Origin of the sequence: Streptomyces caelestis (genome assembly GCF_001279005.1) — a bacterium.
Taxonomy (GTDB): domain Bacteria; phylum Actinomycetota; class Actinomycetes; order Streptomycetales; family Streptomycetaceae; genus Streptomyces; species Streptomyces heliomycini.
Genome location: NZ_LGCN01000260.1, coordinates 1 through 15,459, shown reverse-complemented (window position 1 = coordinate 15,459; position 15,459 = coordinate 1). Strand labels below are relative to the sequence as shown.

The 15,459-nt window shown below is 74.5% G+C and carries 16 protein-coding genes, 2 tRNA genes, 1 other RNA gene and 1 pseudogene; 8 read left to right on the top strand and 12 right to left on the bottom strand.

Annotation, left to right across the window (positions count from 1 at the left end):
• Positions 1 to 258: 258 nt before the first annotated feature.
• From ADK41_RS35820 to ADK41_RS35800, 6 genes are all read right to left on the bottom strand, one after another.
• Positions 259 to 552, bottom strand: coding sequence for a Dabb family protein (locus ADK41_RS35820; RefSeq protein WP_030820366.1), 294 nt, complete (start codon positions 550 to 552; stop codon positions 259 to 261).
• Positions 552 to 728 (bottom strand): hypothetical protein, encoded by a 177-nt coding sequence (locus ADK41_RS41430; RefSeq protein WP_030820368.1) that lies wholly within the window; start codon positions 726 to 728, stop codon positions 552 to 554. The genes ADK41_RS35820 and ADK41_RS41430 overlap by 1 nt, the downstream gene beginning before the upstream one ends.
• Positions 729 to 818: 90 nt before the next feature.
• Positions 819 to 903, bottom strand: a tRNA-Ser gene (locus tag ADK41_RS35815).
• Positions 904 to 948: 45 nt separating this feature from the next.
• Complete coding sequence (gene tadA / locus ADK41_RS35810; RefSeq protein ID WP_030820370.1) at positions 949 to 1,380, bottom strand: tRNA adenosine(34) deaminase TadA; 432 nt, start codon at positions 1,378 to 1,380, stop codon at positions 949 to 951.
• A gap of 56 nt (positions 1,381 to 1,436) precedes the next feature.
• Complete coding sequence (locus ADK41_RS35805) at positions 1,437 to 1,976, bottom strand: hypothetical protein (RefSeq protein WP_030820372.1); 540 nt, start codon at positions 1,974 to 1,976, stop codon at positions 1,437 to 1,439.
• Positions 1,977 to 2,318: 342 nt separating this feature from the next.
• Positions 2,319 to 2,522, bottom strand: coding sequence for a hypothetical protein (locus ADK41_RS35800; protein ID WP_030820374.1), 204 nt, complete (start codon positions 2,520 to 2,522; stop codon positions 2,319 to 2,321).
• Positions 2,523 to 2,659: 137 nt separating this feature from the next.
• Between ADK41_RS35800 and upp the strand changes: the two genes are divergently transcribed.
• Positions 2,660 to 3,295, top strand: a complete 636-nt coding sequence (gene upp, locus ADK41_RS35795; RefSeq protein ID WP_030820376.1) for a uracil phosphoribosyltransferase — start codon at positions 2,660 to 2,662, stop codon at positions 3,293 to 3,295.
• A 37-nt stretch (positions 3,296 to 3,332) separates the two neighbouring features.
• Here the strand turns inward: upp and ADK41_RS35790 are convergent, their stop codons facing one another.
• From ADK41_RS35790 to ADK41_RS35780, 3 genes are all read right to left on the bottom strand, one after another.
• On the bottom strand, positions 3,333 to 3,944 hold the full coding sequence (locus ADK41_RS35790) for a LytR C-terminal domain-containing protein (RefSeq protein ID WP_030820378.1): 612 nt from the start codon (positions 3,942 to 3,944) through the stop codon (positions 3,333 to 3,335).
• Between the two features lie 136 nt (positions 3,945 to 4,080).
• Positions 4,081 to 4,377 carry a type II toxin-antitoxin system VapB family antitoxin gene (locus tag ADK41_RS35785; RefSeq protein ID WP_003986294.1) on the bottom strand — a complete coding sequence of 99 codons (297 nt, stop codon included), beginning with the start codon at positions 4,375 to 4,377 and terminating at the stop codon, positions 4,081 to 4,083.
• Between the two features lie 655 nt (positions 4,378 to 5,032).
• Positions 5,033 to 5,755 carry a siderophore-interacting protein gene (locus ADK41_RS35780; protein ID WP_030820379.1) on the bottom strand — a complete coding sequence of 241 codons (723 nt, stop codon included), beginning with the start codon at positions 5,753 to 5,755 and terminating at the stop codon, positions 5,033 to 5,035.
• Positions 5,756 to 5,813: 58 nt separating this feature from the next.
• Here ADK41_RS35780 and ADK41_RS35775 point away from each other — a divergent pair, with 58 nt between their 5' ends.
• The 5 genes from ADK41_RS35775 to ADK41_RS35755 all read left to right on the top strand — a co-directional run bounded on the left by ADK41_RS35775 (position 5,814) and on the right by ADK41_RS35755 (position 11,908).
• Complete coding sequence (locus ADK41_RS35775) at positions 5,814 to 8,258, top strand: penicillin acylase family protein (RefSeq protein ID WP_078661808.1); 2,445 nt, start codon at positions 5,814 to 5,816, stop codon at positions 8,256 to 8,258.
• The gene (locus ADK41_RS35770; RefSeq protein ID WP_030820383.1) at positions 8,251 to 8,859 is read left to right on the top strand and encodes a GNAT family N-acetyltransferase; all 609 of its coding nucleotides are present in this window, start codon (positions 8,251 to 8,253) and stop codon (positions 8,857 to 8,859) included. Before ADK41_RS35775 ends, ADK41_RS35770 begins: the two co-directional genes overlap by 8 nt.
• Entirely contained in the window at positions 8,856 to 9,251 is a 396-nt protein-coding gene (locus ADK41_RS35765) for an SDR family oxidoreductase (RefSeq protein ID WP_051842976.1), read from the top strand. Before ADK41_RS35770 ends, ADK41_RS35765 begins: the two co-directional genes overlap by 4 nt.
• Before the next feature lie 156 nt (positions 9,252 to 9,407).
• Positions 9,408 to 11,213, top strand: a complete 1,806-nt coding sequence (locus ADK41_RS35760) for a copper resistance protein CopC (RefSeq protein ID WP_030820388.1) — start codon at positions 9,408 to 9,410, stop codon at positions 11,211 to 11,213.
• Between the two features lie 125 nt (positions 11,214 to 11,338).
• Positions 11,339 to 11,908: a DM13 domain-containing protein gene (locus ADK41_RS35755; RefSeq protein WP_030820390.1), complete on the top strand. Its 570-nt coding sequence runs from the start codon at positions 11,339 to 11,341 to the stop codon at positions 11,906 to 11,908.
• A gap of 28 nt (positions 11,909 to 11,936) precedes the next feature.
• Here the strand turns inward: ADK41_RS35755 and ADK41_RS35750 are convergent, their stop codons facing one another.
• From ADK41_RS35750 to ADK41_RS35740, 3 genes and pseudogenes are all read right to left on the bottom strand, one after another.
• Positions 11,937 to 12,602, bottom strand: a complete 666-nt coding sequence (locus tag ADK41_RS35750; protein ID WP_030820392.1) for a maleylpyruvate isomerase family mycothiol-dependent enzyme — start codon at positions 12,600 to 12,602, stop codon at positions 11,937 to 11,939.
• Between the two features lie 249 nt (positions 12,603 to 12,851).
• Positions 12,852 to 13,454 (bottom strand): annotated as a pseudogene (locus tag ADK41_RS35745) (DUF234 domain-containing protein); the annotation flags it as partial.
• A 63-nt stretch (positions 13,455 to 13,517) separates the two neighbouring features.
• A tRNA-Ser gene (locus ADK41_RS35740) sits at positions 13,518 to 13,605 on the bottom strand.
• Positions 13,606 to 13,677: 72 nt separating this feature from the next.
• On the opposite strand from ADK41_RS35740, the gene ffs reads away from it, so the two are divergent.
• Both ffs and ADK41_RS35735 read left to right on the top strand, forming a co-directional pair.
• An RNA gene (gene ffs, locus ADK41_RS38460) (signal recognition particle sRNA small type) lies at positions 13,678 to 13,776 on the top strand.
• A gap of 54 nt (positions 13,777 to 13,830) precedes the next feature.
• On the top strand, positions 13,831 to 15,459 hold a 1,629-nt coding region (locus tag ADK41_RS35735), incomplete at its 3' end, for a DNA polymerase III subunit gamma and tau (protein ID WP_053670352.1).

The following is a 15,459-nucleotide window of genomic DNA, read 5'->3' as shown; positions in this document are numbered from 1 at the left end:
GGGGGAGGCGGGGGCCGGGGCCTGGACCGCGTCGGGGGACACCTCGTCCTGGGGCGGCGCAGTACTGGCCGACACGGTCAACGCCACCTCTTCATCGCTCACATCGTCCGTCAACCCATCCGTCAAAAGCGGTCATAGCATCACAAGACTGACTCACTGTGCGCAAGCACCGCATATTCCGTGTTGGCGGACGGAAGTGGTCGTACCGCACGACAAAACCCCCCGCCGTCGCGGCGAGGGGCTCGGTGGGACGGGGGGTCAGAACTCGTAGTCGGCGATCACCCACGTGGCGAACTCGCGCCACAGTCCGACACCCGCCTGGTGCTCGGGGTGCTCCACGTACCGGCGCAGCGCGTCCGCGTCCTCGAACGCCGAGTTGATGGCGAAGTCGTAGGCGATGGGGCGGTCGCTGATGTTCCAGGCGCACTCCCAGAAGCGGATCTCCGGGATCCTGCCGCCCAGGGAGCGGAAGGCCTCCACGCCCTCCACGACCCTCGGGTCGTCGCGCTCGACGCCCTCGTTCAGCCGGAAGAGCACCAGGTGGCGGATCATCACTTTCCTCCGTTGGCCAGCCAGGTCATGAAGTCGCCGACGGCCTTCGCGGCGTCCGAAATGCCCTCGAACCCTATCTGGACGTAGTCGGCCGCCGTCTCCGGGTCCGTGATGATCAGGTACAGCACGAAGACCACGAGGATGTAGACGGCGATCTTCTTCGCGTTCACCGCCATCGCGGCCCCCCTGTCACTGGTGTCACACGAGTATCGAGCGGGCCCATGATCGCACGAAGGGCCCCGTCTGACGACGGGGCCCTTCACCTGCGGTAGCGGAGGGATTTGAACCCTCGGTGACTTGCGCCACACTCGCTTTCGAGGCGAGCTCCTTCGGCCGCTCGGACACGCTACCGAGGGAGACCTTACAGCAAGGTGGTGCGTGGTTTGAAATCGGTATTCAGCGGTTCCGGAAGAACTCCGTGAGCAGCCGGGCGCACTCGTCGGCGAGCACGCCCTCGATCACTTCGGGACGGTGGTTGAGCCGCCGGTCGCGGACGAGGTCCCACAGCGAGCCGACCGCGCCCGCCTTCTCGTCCCGGGCGCCGTAGACCACCCGGTCCACCCGCGACTGCTGGATCGCGCCCGCGCACATCGTGCACGGCTCCAGCGTCACCACCAGGGTGCAGCCGGACAGCCGCCACTCCCCGAGCCGCGCGGCGGCCCGCCGGACGGCGAGGACCTCCGCGTGGGCCGTGGGGTCGCCGACGGCCTCGCGCTCGTTGTGGGCGGCGGCCAGCACGGCGGTGCCGTCCGGGGCCAGCACGACGGCGCCGACGGGGACGTCCCCGCCCCGGACGGCCCGTTCGGCCTCGTCCAGGGCGAGCCGCATCGCGGGCCGCCAGGGGTCGCGCACCGGGTCCGGCGGTCCCGGTGCGTCCCGCGCGGTCAGCGGACGGTCTCCAGGACCTCCGAGGCGCCCAGGGCGTCGGCGATCTCGGTGACGGCGTCCTCGGTCAGCGAACGCAACTCCTTCTCGCTCACGCCCAGGTCCTCCAGGATCTGCGCGTCACCGACCGGGCCGTGCGGCACGGCGTCGGCGCCGCCGGCGGACGCGGCGCCGACGCCGGTGTCGTCGTCGTCCGGTTCACCGTCCTCCGTGCCGTCGAGGTCGAGGGCGTCCAGGTCGGGGCCGTCGTCCCCGGGTTCCCGGCCGAGCAGCTCGTCGGTGAGCAGGATCTCGCCGTAGCTGCTGCGGGCGGCGGCCGCGGCGTCGGAGACGTAGACCCGGGGGTCCTCCTCGCCGTCCACGCGGACGACGCCGAACCAGCCGCCCTCCTGCTCGATCAGCACGAGCACCGTGTCCTCGTCGGGAGAGGCCTCCCGGGCCAGGTCGGCCAGATCCGGCAGGGTCTCCACATCATCGAGCTCCGTGTCGCTCGCTTCCCACCCGTCTTCGGTGCGCGCGAGCAGTGCGGCGAAGTACACCGTGACTCTCCCACTGGTCATAGGCGTGCCGGTTGGGGGTCCCCCCGGCGGAGGTGTCGCGGGCGGGGGGACAGTGCTTCGAGCCCCACCCATTCGGAATCGTGGCAGAAACAAGGCCATCAGGGGACGTCTTCGGCTCCCTGTGTCCGGCATTTTGATCGTAGTGAGCCGAGTGCGCCCACGAAGGACCCACCAGCGCACTCCTTGCCGCCACGTGCGGATCGTACGCGGACTCACGCGCCCTCCCCGCACGGGCACTTCGGCAAACGTGTGGGTGTGGCGCGATCTTCCCGCGGCCGGGTGGGATTTTCCCGCGGTGGGAGGGGGTCCTCCCGCGGCCGGCTACCAGCGGAAGGTGCGCATGCGCATCGCGTGGCGCAGCCGGGCGGCCTTGGCGCGGCGCGGCTGGACCCGCTCGCGCAGGGCCCGGGCCTCGGCGAGTTCGCGCAGGAACCGGGCGCGGCGCCGCCGCCGCTCGGCCTCCGTCTCCGCCGGATCGGGTGTCCCGCGCGGTGACGGAACGTCTCGGTCGTCCTGCTCAGGCATTGGCTCACCACCCCAGTCCGTCCTTCCCACCTTCCCCCGGACGGGCGGTTTGACGCCAGGGAAGGAGCGGTGGGTGCGGAGGGGGCTCGCCGTGTGCGGGGACACCGGGCCCATCGGGCCCGGTTAATGTTGACGCCATGCGTCTCCACGTCGTCGACCACCCCCTGGTCGCCCACAAGCTCACCACGCTGCGCGACCAGCGCACCGACTCCGCGACCTTCCGCCGTCTCGCCGACGAGCTGGTCACCCTGCTCGCCTACGAGGCCACGCGCGACGTGCGCACCGAACAGGTCGACATCCAGACGCCGGTCGAGCGGACCACGGGTGTCAAGCTCTCCCACCCGCGCCCGCTGGTGGTGCCGATCCTGCGGGCCGGCCTCGGCATGCTGGACGGCATGGTGCGGCTGCTGCCGACCGCCGAGGTGGGCTTCCTCGGCATGATCCGCAACGAGGAGACGCTGCAGGCCTCGACGTACACCACCCGGATGCCGGAGGACCTCTCCGGGCGCCAGGTCTACGTCCTGGACCCGATGCTCGCCACCGGCGGCACGCTGGTCGCGGCGATCCAGGAGCTGATCCGGCGCGGCGCGGACGACGTGACCGCCGTGGTGCTGCTGGCCGCGCCCGAGGGCGTCGAGGTCATGGAGCGCGAGCTGGCCGGCACCCCGGTGACGGTGGTGACGGCGTCGGTCGACGAGCGGCTCAACGAGCACGGCTACATCGTGCCGGGCCTCGGCGACGCGGGGGACCGGATGTACGGGGCGGCGGAGTAACACCCGCGGCCCCGCGGCCCGGCGGTTCTCCTCCGGCTCAGCAGTTCTTCTTCGGGGCGGGCGTCGCCTCGGGCTCGGCCAGTGCGGTCAGGGCCCGGTCGGCGTCCGCCTTCCTCGTCAGGTCCTTGAACCCGTCGCCGATGATCAGGTCGACCTCGGAGCCCTTGCGGGCGGGGTCGGTACGGTGTTCGGCGCCGGCGAGCTGGACGCCGAGCACCGGCAGCGAGGTGTCGAGGGCGGTGGCGGGTCCGAGGAGCACGCCGGCGCCCTTGACCTTCTTGTCGTACTGCTCGGTCGCGTTGCCGACCTCGCCGATTTTGAAGCCGCGCTTCTTCAGCTCGTCGGCGGTCTTCTGGGCGAGTCCGCCGCGGGTCGTGGCGTTGAGGACGTTGACCGTGATGGTCCCGGGAGCGGGCAGCGGCTTCGGCGCGACCGTGCGGCTCACCGTGTCGGCGCAGGCCGCCTTGGTGCCGCTCGCGGGAGCGGGGTCGTCGCCTCCGGTGAACACGTCGATGAGCTGGAGCGTGCCCCAGCCGCCCACACCGAGCACGGCCGCGGAGGCGACGGTGAGGCCGACGAGCCTGCCGCGCCGCCGGGGACGGCGCATCCGCGGGTACTTGTCACCCGTGATCCGGTACTGGCCGCCCATGCCGGGTGGAGTGAGCATGCTCATGGGCGCAGCGTAGTGCGCTCGGGCGGTAATGCATACCAGATGATCATCCGACCGTGTGCAGTCCAACCCGAAAGGGTCAAACCGCGTCGCGCGGGAGAACGCCGGTGGGGCGTCAGCCCAGTTCGAGCACGCGGGCGTGCAGCACCTGGCGCTGTTGGAGCGCGGCCCGCACCGCGCGGTGCAGCCCGTCCTCCAGGTACAGATCGCCCTGCCACTTCACGACGTGCGCGAAGAGGTCGCCGTAGAAGGTCGAGTCCTCGGCGAGGAGGGTCTCGAGGTCGAGCTGCTGCTTGGTCGTCACGAGCTGATCGAGGCGGACCGGGCGCGGCGCGACGTCCGCCCACTGCCGGGTGCTTTCCCGGCCGTGGTCGGGGTACGGCCGGCCGTTTCCGATGCGCTTGAAGATCACACGGAAAGCCTACCGGTCGACGCGTTCCGGGCGCAGCCATGGCGACGCAGCGCGACGCCGGAAAAGACGCCCGAATACCGGACGAAACGGAATGGTGGTCTGATACGACCGGTCGTGGGGCCGGGCCGCCGGCCACCGATTCCGGGGCGCCCCGCCGTTCGTCCGTCCTCCCCGAGAAGGCCTTCGTCCGCTTTCCGGAACCTTCGCGGCCTTCACTTCCCGCGGGCGCGTCCGGACTTCGGCCGACGGCTCCGGCCCGTGAGGCCGGCGGCGGAGCACCGGGGCGTCCCTTCGCCGTGGCGCACGCGGCCTCCCGCCGGGCCGCGGGCCTCCAGCCGACCCGCGGGCCTCTCGCCGGGCCGCTCGGCCGGCGGGGCGAGGGGGCGGGCCTCCCGCTTGCCGGAGCCGGGGTTCCTCCGGCCGCCTCCGCGGTTCCCCGGCGTCGGCGGCGTCCCGCCGCCCGGCCCGGGCGCCGGTGCGCGGCCGGGCTGTCGGAGAGCGGCGCGGCGGACGCCCCGGGTGCGTACGCCGCGCTCCCGGCGCCTTCGGACCGTCCGCGCCGGGCGGGCCGCGGTCCGGCAGCGCCCCGGCCCCGACGCCGGGGCCGGGCGGGGCGAGGAACGGCGTCCGCGCTTCGGCGGTCGCGCGTCCCGGCTCAGCCCGCGCGCCAGTACCCCAGCGCGTTCACCCGCTGCTTGGGCACGCCCAGTTCCTTGCGCACGAACGCCGACAGCGCGCGGGTGGTCGCGGTGTCGCAGGCGATCCACACGTACGGGTCGGGGGTGGACCGCAGCAGCTCGGGCAGGTCGGCCCGGACCCGTTCGAGCAGCGCCGCCCCCGCCCCCGACCGGGGGACCTCGCGCACCTCGATCCGGTCGGGGTCGGCCCGGAAGGGCAGCCCGTCGAGGGCGCCCTCGAACCAGACGGTCGCCGGAGTCGCGCACAGCGCGCCGAGCAGCGAGTTGATGGCCGGCAGCGAGGCCGGATCGCCGATCGCGACGAGGTGGGAGGGGCCGGGGTCCGGCTCCTGGAAACCCGTGCCCCGCACGGTCGCCTCGATGGTGTCGCCCGGCTTCGCCGCCCTGGCCCAGTCGCTGGCGCACCCCTCGTGCAGCGCGAACTCCAGGCTGAAGGAGCCGGCCGCCGGGTCGGGGTCGACCAGGGTGTACGCCCGCTGGTGCGGCCTGCCCGCGTTGTCGAACCACAGTCGCACCCACATCGTCGGGTGGTCGCCGGTCGCCGCCAGCATCCCGCCGTCGGTGAAGCGCACCCGCCGGTAGGCGGCGGTGACGTCCTCCGTGCCGGTCACGGTGAACGTGAAGTCCTTCGCGCGCAGCAGTTTGAGGACCGTGCCCTCCCAACCCCGCCCCTGCCCCATCGCGTCCTCACCTTTCGCGTACGATTTCGCCACGATTTACTTAGGGGAGCCTAACCTAATGGGAAATGAGGGCGCAGTGGTCGGCGAGATCTTCCGGGACCCCTGGGGCATCCCCCATCTGCGCGCGGAGAGCGCGAACGGGCTCGCGTACGCCCAGGGCCGGGTCACCGCCCTCGACCGGGCCTGGCAGCTCGAGGTCGAACGGCACCGCGCGCAGGGCACCTCGGCCTCCTTCCTCGGCCCCGAGGCGCTCCCCTGGGACCTCTTCGTCCGCCGCGCCCGCCTGGCCGACACGGCCCGCCGCTGCTGGACCGAACTGCGACGGACGGACCCGGAGACGGCGGAGTGGGTACGGGCGTACGTGTCCGGAGTGAACGACGGCCTGGCAGCCCCCGGGGACACGGGCTCCGGCCCGCCGACCGACGGCGGGGACCCGGTGTCCGGGGCCGGCTCCGCGTCCGCCGGGGAGGCGGGTCGTGGTGTGTCGGCCGGCGGCCCCGGTTCTCGGGCCGATGGGTCGGTGGGCCCGGCGGGCCGTGGTTTCGGGAGTCCGGTCGGGCGGGCCGGTGGCGGGGGTCCGGTGTCCGAGGCCCGCTCCGGGGCCGTCGGGGAGGCGGGTCCGCGAAGGGCGGCGGCCGGCTCCGGACCTCGGGCCGATGGGTCGGCCGACGGCGGCGGCGTGAGTCCGGTGTCCGGGGCCGCCCCCGAGTTCGCCCGCACGGGACTCCGTCCCGGTCGCTGGGAGCCCTGGACCCCGCTCGCGGTCTGGCTCTCCGCCCACATCCTGTTCGCCGGCTTTCCCGCCAAGCTCTGGCGCACGCACATCGCCGCCCACCTCGGCGCGGACGCCGTCGGCCTGTTCGCCTCCGACGGGCCCGGCACCTCCGGCAGCAACGGCTGGCTGGTCGCCGGGCAGCGCACGGTCACCGGGCACGCGGTGATCGCCGGAGACCCGCACCGCTTCATCGAGGACCCCGGCGTCTACCAGCAGATCCGCCTGTCCTGCCCGGAGTTCGACGTCGTCGGCCTCGCCGTGCCCGGCGTTCCCGGCATCGCCCACTTCGGCCACACCGGCACGGTCGCCTGGGCCATCACCAACGCCATGGCCGACTACCAGGATCTCTACCGCGAGCAACTGCGGCGCACCGGCGCGGGCGTGGAGGCGCTCGGCCCGGACGGGACGTGGCGGCGGGCCGCCCGGCACACCGAGACCGTCGAGGTGGCGGGCGAGGAGCCGGTCGAGGTCGAGGTCATCGAGACCGACCGGGGCCCCGTCGTCATCGGCGGCCCCGAGGGCCTCGACGACGGCGTGCCCGAACCCGGCGAACCCCCGCTCGCCGTCGCCCTGCGCCACCCGCCCCGCGTCACCGGCGACCTCGGCTTCGGCGCCCTGCTGCCGCTGCTGCGGGCCCGCCGGGCCGCCGACGTGGACCGCGCCGTCGACCTGTGGGCCGAACCGGTCAACGTGGTCATGGCCGCCGACACCGAGGGCGGCACCCTGCACCGGGTGGCCGGCCGGGTCCCGGTCCGCTCCGAGGCCAACCGGACCCGCCTGGTGCCGGCGTGGGAACCCGGCCACGAGTGGCGGGGCTGGCACGAGCCGCCGCGCGCCGGACTGACCGACGGCGTCGCCGTGATGGCGAACCAGCGCGGCCCGGCCACCCCGCTGGGCGTCGAGTTCGCCCCGCCGCACCGCGCCGACCGCATCACCGCGCTGCTGGCGCGGCGGACCCGCTGGTCCGCCGCCGACATGTCCGCCCTCCACATGGACACCCACCTCGCCTCCGCCGCCCCCCTGCTGGACCTCCTCGCCGCCCTCGACGGCCCCGCCACCGCCACGGCCGACGCCCCGAGCGCCGGTTTGAGCGCCCCCGCCGCCGCCCTGCGCGACCGCCTCCTGCGCTGGGACCGCCGGATGGACGCGGACAGCGCCGACGCGGCCGTCTTCGCGGCCGTGCGGAGCGCGGTCGTACGCCGGCTCGCCGCGCAGCCCGCCTTCGCCGCGGCGGCCACGCCACCCCCGTACCCCGAGGTCTTCCTCCCCTGGCTCGCCCTCGTCCCGCGCGTCGGCCACGCCCTCGCACACCTCCTCTCCGCCGAGGACCTGTTCGGCGTCGACCGCCCCGCGGTGGTCCGCGCGGCCCTGGAGGAGGTGGCCGCCCGGCCGCCCGCCGGCACCTGGGGCGACACCCACCGCCTGGCCCCCTGGCGGGCGCTGCCGCCGACGGAGCCGTACGGGGAACCCGGCCTCTCCGGCGACCACGACTGCGTGCTGTGCACCTCCCCCGTGCCCGGCCTCACCGACCTCGCCGCGCGCGGCCCGGCCGCCCGCTACGTCTGGGACCTGGCCGACCGGGAGAAGAGCCGCTGGGTGGTGCCGCTGGGCGCGTCCGGCGTACCCGGCTCACCCCACCACCGCGACCAGCAGCCCCTGTGGCTCGCCGGAGACCTGGCCCCGGTCCTCACCGACTGGGCGCGGCTGACGAAGGAGACCGATGTCTGACCCGTACGCCTCCCGCACCGCCGTCCACGAGCAGACGGTCGACGGCTTCGGCGCCGTACGCGTCCTGCCGCTGGACCCGGCCGCCGACGCGCCCCTCCTGCACCGCTGGGTGAGCGAGGAACGCGCCGTCTTCTGGGGCATGAACGGCCTCACCGCACAGCAGGTCGCCGAGGTCTACGCCCATATGGACACCCTCGACACCCACCACGCGTACCTCGTCCTCAAGGACGGCGAACCGGCCGCGCTGCTCCAGACGTACGAACCGGAGGCCGACCGCGTCGGCGACTGCTACCCCGTCGAACCCGGCGACATCGGCGTCCACCTGCTGATCGCCCCGGCCGACGCCGGACGTCCGCGCACCGGCTGGACCGCCGCCCTGGTGGGCGCCGTCGCCGCGTACGTCCTGCTGGGCCTGGACCGGCGGCGCGTGGTCGTCGACCCGGACGTGGCCAACGAGAAGGCCGTCGCCCGCTTCCTCCGGCAGGGCTTCACCGCCGGCCCCGAGGTCGTCCTGCCGGAGATCGACCTCCCGGACGTGTACCTGCCGGAGAAGAAGGCCCGACTCGCCTTCCTCACCCGCGAGGCAGCCTTCGGCGGGTGACTCCCGACGACCTGGTCGCCCACTGCGAACCGGAGCCGATCCCCCGCGAGGGCGGCCGGTTCCGGCAGACCCGGGCCGGTCCCGCCCGCCCCGACGCCCGCCCCGGGAACACCGCGATCGTCACCCTGCTCACCGACGCCCCCGGCGACTTCCCCGCCCCGCACCGGCCGCCCGCCGACACCGTCCCGCCCGGCCTGATCGACCGGGAGGGCCCGGCGGAGGAGCGGCCGGAGGGCGTGCGGCGCCGGCGGCAGGCGTCCGCCGTGGGCCGGACCGGCCGCCCGGAGGACATCGGCGACGCCTGCGCGTGCCCGGCCTCCCCGTTCGCGTCCTGGGTGAGCGGCCACGACCTGGTGGCGGACGGAGGGGTCTCGGCCCGGCCCCCCTGGTGAACCGGTGAGCAGACCGCGCCCGCCGTCCGTACGTAACCCGTAGCCGGATGGCCGGAAGGCGGGGACGACGTGCGACGACGCGGTAACGGGGCGACGGGCGGGGGCGGACGGGACGGGACCCCGGGCCGCCGCGGACCCCGGCGACTTCGCGGGCCGGTGCTGCTGGGCGCCGTGCTGGTCCTGCTGCTCCTCGGCGGCGCGGCCCCGGCGAGCGCCCACGCCGCCCTCCGCGGCAGCGACCCCGAGGACGGAAGCGTCGTGGAGTCCGCGCCCGGCCGCATCACCCTGACCTTCACGGAGTCCGTCGGCCTGCTCGAGGACTCCTTCCGCGTCTACGGCCCCGACAACCGCCGAGTCCACCTGGGCGAGCCGCAGCACGCGGACGACGCCTCGGACACCGCCCGCGCGGACCTGCCCGGCGGCCTCGCCGACGGCACGTACACGGTGGCCTGGCGGGTCGTCTCCGCCGACAGCCACCCGGTCTCCGGCGCCCTCACCTTCTCCGTCGGCGCGCCCTCGCCCACCCCGCCCGCGGCCCCCGCGGACCACGCCGAGCACCCGGTCACCAAGAGCCTCTACGACACCGGCCGCTACCTCGCCTACATCGCCGCCGCGCTGCTCATCGGCGCGGCGGCCTTCGCGGCGCTGTGCCGGCCGCCGGACCCCGCCCCGCTGCGGGCGCCGCTGCTCACCGGCTGGTGGACCCTGCTGACGGCCACGGTCGCCCTGCTCGTCCTGCGCGCCCCCTACGAGAACGGCGCCTCCCCCGCGACCGCCCTCGACCTCTCCGCGTCCGCCGACACCCTCACCGGCCGTCCGGGCCTCGCCCTGCTGACCCGCCTCGCCCTGCTCCTGGCCGCGGCGCTCCTCGTCCCGCTCCTCCGGCGCCGCACCCCCCGCACCCGCCTGGCGGCCGGCGCGGCACTCTCCGTCGCCCTGGCCCTGACCTGGGCGGCGGCCGAGCACGCCTCCGCCGGGATCCAGGTCCCGCTCGCCATGACGTCGTCCGTGCTCCACCTGCTGGCGACGGCGTGCTGGCTCGGCGGCCTGACCGCCCTCCTCCTCACCCTGCACCGCGCGAAGACCCCGCCGCCGGTCGCCACGGTCACGCGCTTCTCCCGCCTGGCCCTCGCCTCGGTGACCGTCCTCGTCGTCACCGGCGTTTACCAGTCCTGGCGCGGCCTGGGCTCCTGGTCCGCCCTCACGGAGACGTCGTACGGCCGGGCCCTGACCGTCAAACTCGCCGCAGTGCTCTTCCTGTTGCCGGCGGCGGCCCTGTCCCGCCGCTGGACGGCCCTGCTGGCGCGACCGGCGGCGGCCGAGGAGCGCGTACCGGAACCGGTGGGCGCGTCCGGCCCCCCTCCGGAGCCCGAGCCCGAGCCCGAGCCCGAGCCCGAGCCCGAGCCCGAGCCGGAGCCCGAGCCCGGGCCGAGGCCGGCGGTCCCGCCGGCGGACGGACCGGACGACCGCCGGCGCCGCGCCCTGCGCCGCTCCGTACTGGCCGAGGTCCTCGTGGCGGTGGTCGTCCTGCTGGTCACCACGGTGCTGACCGGCACCCTCCCCGCCCGCGCGGAGGCCGAGGCGGCCAGGGCCCCCGAGCCGCAGGTGGCCGGCCTGCCCGGGGCGGAGGCGTTCACGATCCCCTACGACGCGGGCACCCCCGGCGGCCGGGGCACGGTCCAGCTCACGATGGACCCGGGCCGGGTCGGCGAGAACGGCCTCCAGGCGGTGGTCTTCGGCCCCCGGGGCGCCCTGACCTTCGTCCCGGAACTCCGCGTCTCCTTCACCCTCGCGGCGAAGGACGTCGGCCCCATCGACGCCGGGCTGACCGACCGGGGCGGCTACTGGGCCACCAACGACCTCACCCTCCCCCTCGAAGGCACCTGGACGATGAGACTGACGATCCGGGTCTCCGAGGTGGACCAGGTGAGCGAGGTGCGGCAGGTGGAGATCGCCCGCTGACCACGTGACGGGCGGCCGACGCCGGGAGGCGTAAGGATTCCGTCATCCGCCACACGCTCCGGATCGTCGATCCACCCCGTTGAATGGGGAGCCGGAACGGGCGACTCCCGGAAGGACGGGGCGACATGGGACGGGCACGCGGTGCGTGGTGCGGGCCGTGGGCGGCCGGAGCGCTGCTGGTGGCGGTGGTCGCGGGCGGCTTCGGACTGTACTGGTTCCAGCCGTGGAGGCTGTGGCAGGACGAGACGGTGCGGGAGGCGCTGCCCGAGGTCACGGCACCCGCCTCGGCACCGCCCGCCGAGGCGCCGTCCGGGGCGACGGCCGCCCCGCCTCCGGCCGGCCCGACGGTGCTGGCGAGCGGCGAGCTGATCAGCCACGAGCACCCGACGTCCGGCACGGTGACGTTCGTACGGCTGGCCGACGGCAGCCATGTGGTGCGCCTGGAGGGGCTCGACACCAGCAACGGCCCCGACCTGCGCGTGTGGCTGACCGACGCCCCGGTGAGGGAGGGACGCGCCGGCTGGCACGTCTTCGACGACGGCCGGTACGTCAGCCTCGGCAGGCTCAAGGGCAACAAGGGCAGTCAGAACTACCCCGTGCCCGAGGACGTCGACCCGTCCCGCTACACCAGCGTCAGCATCTGGTGCGACCGCTTCGACGTCTCCTTCGGGGCGGCGGAACTCGCCCGCGCCTGACGGCCGGGCCGGCCGCCGCGGCCCCGTGTCACGCCGGCCCGCAGCGACCGCGGAGGAGGTCCACGCCGTCGCCTTCGAGGTCGTCGCAGTACGCCGCGCGCCCCGTCATCGCCATCACCAGGGCCAGGGTGCGTCCGGACACGAGAGGCCCGGAACCGGTCGTGAACGGGCCGTCGTCCGCCACCAGTCGCAGACCGCCGATGCGTCCCCTGGCGACGACCACGAGGTCCGAGCCCCGGTAGTACTCGGCCGTCCGGGTGACGACGTCGATCGGGTGGTCGCGGCGGATGCCCAGCGGACGCCTGATGTCCTCCCCGTGCACGATCGTCTCGCCCAGCATGGCGATGGCGGGCAGCGGAGGCTTGGTCGTGCTCGGGACGGTGCGCCGGAAGCGTTCGAGGGTCTCGCCCGGGGACGCGCCGAGCTGCTCGGCCAGCCGCACGGCCACCTGCCGGTCGAAGTCGAACCGGCAGCGGACCACCCCCGCCAGCCAGCGCACGGCGTTGAGGCTCGCGCCCGCGGTCAGGTGCGCCAGCACCTCACGCACCGTCAGCCCGGCGCAGAGCGAGGGGGTTTCCCACTGCTCGTCCGTCAGGCCCGCGAGATCGGCGGCCAGCGCCGCTCGCTCGGCGTGGATCAAGGGCCATGTCCCGGTTCCGCGGTGGCGGTCCGCTGTGAGTGCCTGATCGGTCATGCGGGCTGGACTCCTGTCAGGGGTCGTGGTCTGCGGTGCCCCCGGCCCGGACGGCGGGCGTCCGGCGAGGGCGGTCCCGAAGGAGACTCCCGTTCCGGAGAGAAGTCATCGCCGGTGAGCGATATCCGACCGCGGAGGAATCGCCTCCCGCGCCCGGCGACGCGGAACGTCGCCGCGCCGAGCGGGTTGCGGAGCGATCCCCCTCCTGGAAACCCCGTCGAGTACCGCGCCCGGCGGTTCGGTTCCCGCTCACGCCCCGCGCCACGCGCTGAGCAGTTCCTCGGGGCCGTACACCGCCTGGAGGCCGGAACAGGCGACCCCGCTGCGGGAGACCGCCACGAGCGGCAGCGGCTCGTCGGTGAGCGCTGCCCGGTGCTTCTGCAGTGCGGTCAGGTCGTGGCTGTCGAACGCGGAGTTCTCCAGCCACTCGACCGAGCCGAGGAAGAACAACTGCTCGGCCACCGGCTGACGGTCGGCGCCCACCAGGTCGATCTCGACATCGTTGCCGCGGGTCCAGTACCCGCCGATCGCCGGAGCGGCGGGCAGGGGACCGTCCGGCAGGACGCGGGCGAGGGATTCCCGGACCAAGGGCTCGATCGCGCGGCCCCGCCAGCTCGTCCACTGCTCCTTGATCCGGCTCGGCGTGAGGTCTCCCCGCATCCGCTCGATCTCCGCCATGTGCGGACCCAGGAAGGCCGGCCGGAACCGCAGGTAGGGGTCGGCCACCCGGTGACGGCGTTCCTTCGACGGCCGCGGTGAGAGCGGCAGCTCGGCCGCCACCACCCGTTTCCCGGTCAGGACGTCCATGGCCCGGGTGAGCGTGGTGTGGGCGATGCCGCCTGATGACTTGGACGGACAACGTCGAAGGGCCCCCTGTTTCCAGGGGGCCCTTCGACATCGTGCCCGGTGAGGCACTGGCGGAGGATACGAGATTCGAACTCGTGAGGGGTTGCCCCCAACACGCTTTCCAAGCGTGCGCCCTAGGCCTCTAGGCGAATCCTCCGGTGGGAACATTACATGACCGAGAGGAGTGCTCGCGAACTCGTTCCCCACCCGCGACATGGGGTAGCCTCTGCGTAGCCCCTCACGCGGCGCTATCTGACTGAACTCCCCCAGGGCCGGAAGGCAGCAAGGGTAGGTCGGCTCTGGCGGGTGCGTGGGGGGCGCTTGCGTTCCGGGTGTCCGGCGTCCGGTCCGGTTGTCGGTGCGCGCCTATAACCTCGTAGGCGTGTCGTCTCTCGCGCTGTACCGCCGTTATCGCCCGGAGTCGTTCGCCGAGGTCATCGGGCAGGAGCATGTCACCGACCCGTTGCAGCAGGCGCTGCGGAACAACCGGGTCAATCACGCCTACCTGTTCAGCGGTCCGCGCGGATGCGGCAAGACGACCAGCGCGCGGATCCTGGCGCGGTGCTTGAACTGCGAGAAGGGCCCGACCCCGACGCCGTGCGGGGAGTGCCAGTCCTGCCAGGACCTCGCGCGCAACGGACCGGGTTCGATCGACGTCATCGAGATCGACGCCGCTTCCCACGGTGGCGTGGACGACGCCCGTGACCTGCGCGAGAAGGCGTTCTTCGGGCCCGCGGGCAGCCGGTACAAGATCTACATCATCGACGAGGCCCACATGGTCACGTCGGCCGGTTTCAACGCGCTGCTCAAGGTCGTCGAGGAGCCCCCGGAGCATCTGAAGTTCATCTTCGCGACCACCGAGCCCGAGAAGGTCATCGGGACCATCCGGTCGCGTACGCACCACTACCCGTTCCGGCTGGTGCCGCCCGGCACGCTGCGGGACTACCTCGGCGAGGTGTGCGGGAAGGAGGACATCCCGGTCGAGGAGGGCGTGCTGCCGCTCGTCGTGCGGGCCGGCGCCGGATCCGTGCGTGACTCGATGTCCGTCATGGACCAGCTCCTCGCCGGCGCGGGCGAGGACGGTGTGACGTACGCCATGGCCACCTCCCTGCTGGGGTACACGGACGGCTCACTGCTCGACTCCGTCGTCGAGGCCTTCGCGACCGGTGACGGCGCCGCCGCCTTCGAGGTCGTCGACCGGGTGATCGAGGGCGGCAACGATCCGCGCAGGTTCGTCGCGGACCTGCTGGAGCGGCTGCGGGACCTCGTCATCCTCGCCGCCGTTCCCGACGCCGCCGAGAAGGGGCTCATCGACGCCCCCGCCGACGTGATCGAGCGGATGCAGGCACAGGCCGGCACCTTCGGGGCCGCCGAGCTCAGCCGCGCCGCCGACCTCGTCAACGAAGGGCTCACCGAGATGCGCGGCGCCAACTCGCCGCGCCTCCAGCTCGAGCTGATCTGCGCGCGCGTGCTGCTGCCCGCCGCCTACGGCGACGAGCGCTCGGTCATGGCCCGGCTGGACCGGATCGAGCGCGGGGTGAACTTCTCCGCGGGCGGCGCCGGAACCGGTGCCGGCGCGCCCGCCATGGCGTACGTCCCCGGGCCGGAGGTCCACGGAGGAGCGCCGGGAGAGGGCTCCGTCGAGCCGGGAGGCGGCCCCGCCGCCGCCCGGGCCGCCGTGCGGGGGCCGGCCCCGGCGCCCGCTCCCGCCCCGGCTCCCGTTTCCGCGCCTCCCGTCGCCCCTCCCGCCGCGCCGGCCCAGCAGCCCCCCGCTCCCGCCCCGGCGCCCTCCGGCGCTCCGCCCGCGCCCGCCGCCCCCGGCGCCTGGCCCACCGCCGTCTCCGCCGGTGGCGGCCGTCGGCCGGGCGGCTGGCCCACCGCCGCCCCGGCGGGCGGGGCTCAGTCCCCGGCCCAGGCACCCGCCCCCGCCCCCGCGCCCGCTCCCACGCCCGCCCCCCAGGCGGCCCCCGCCACCTCGGGCGGTGGCGGCGGGCTCGACCCCCGCACGCTC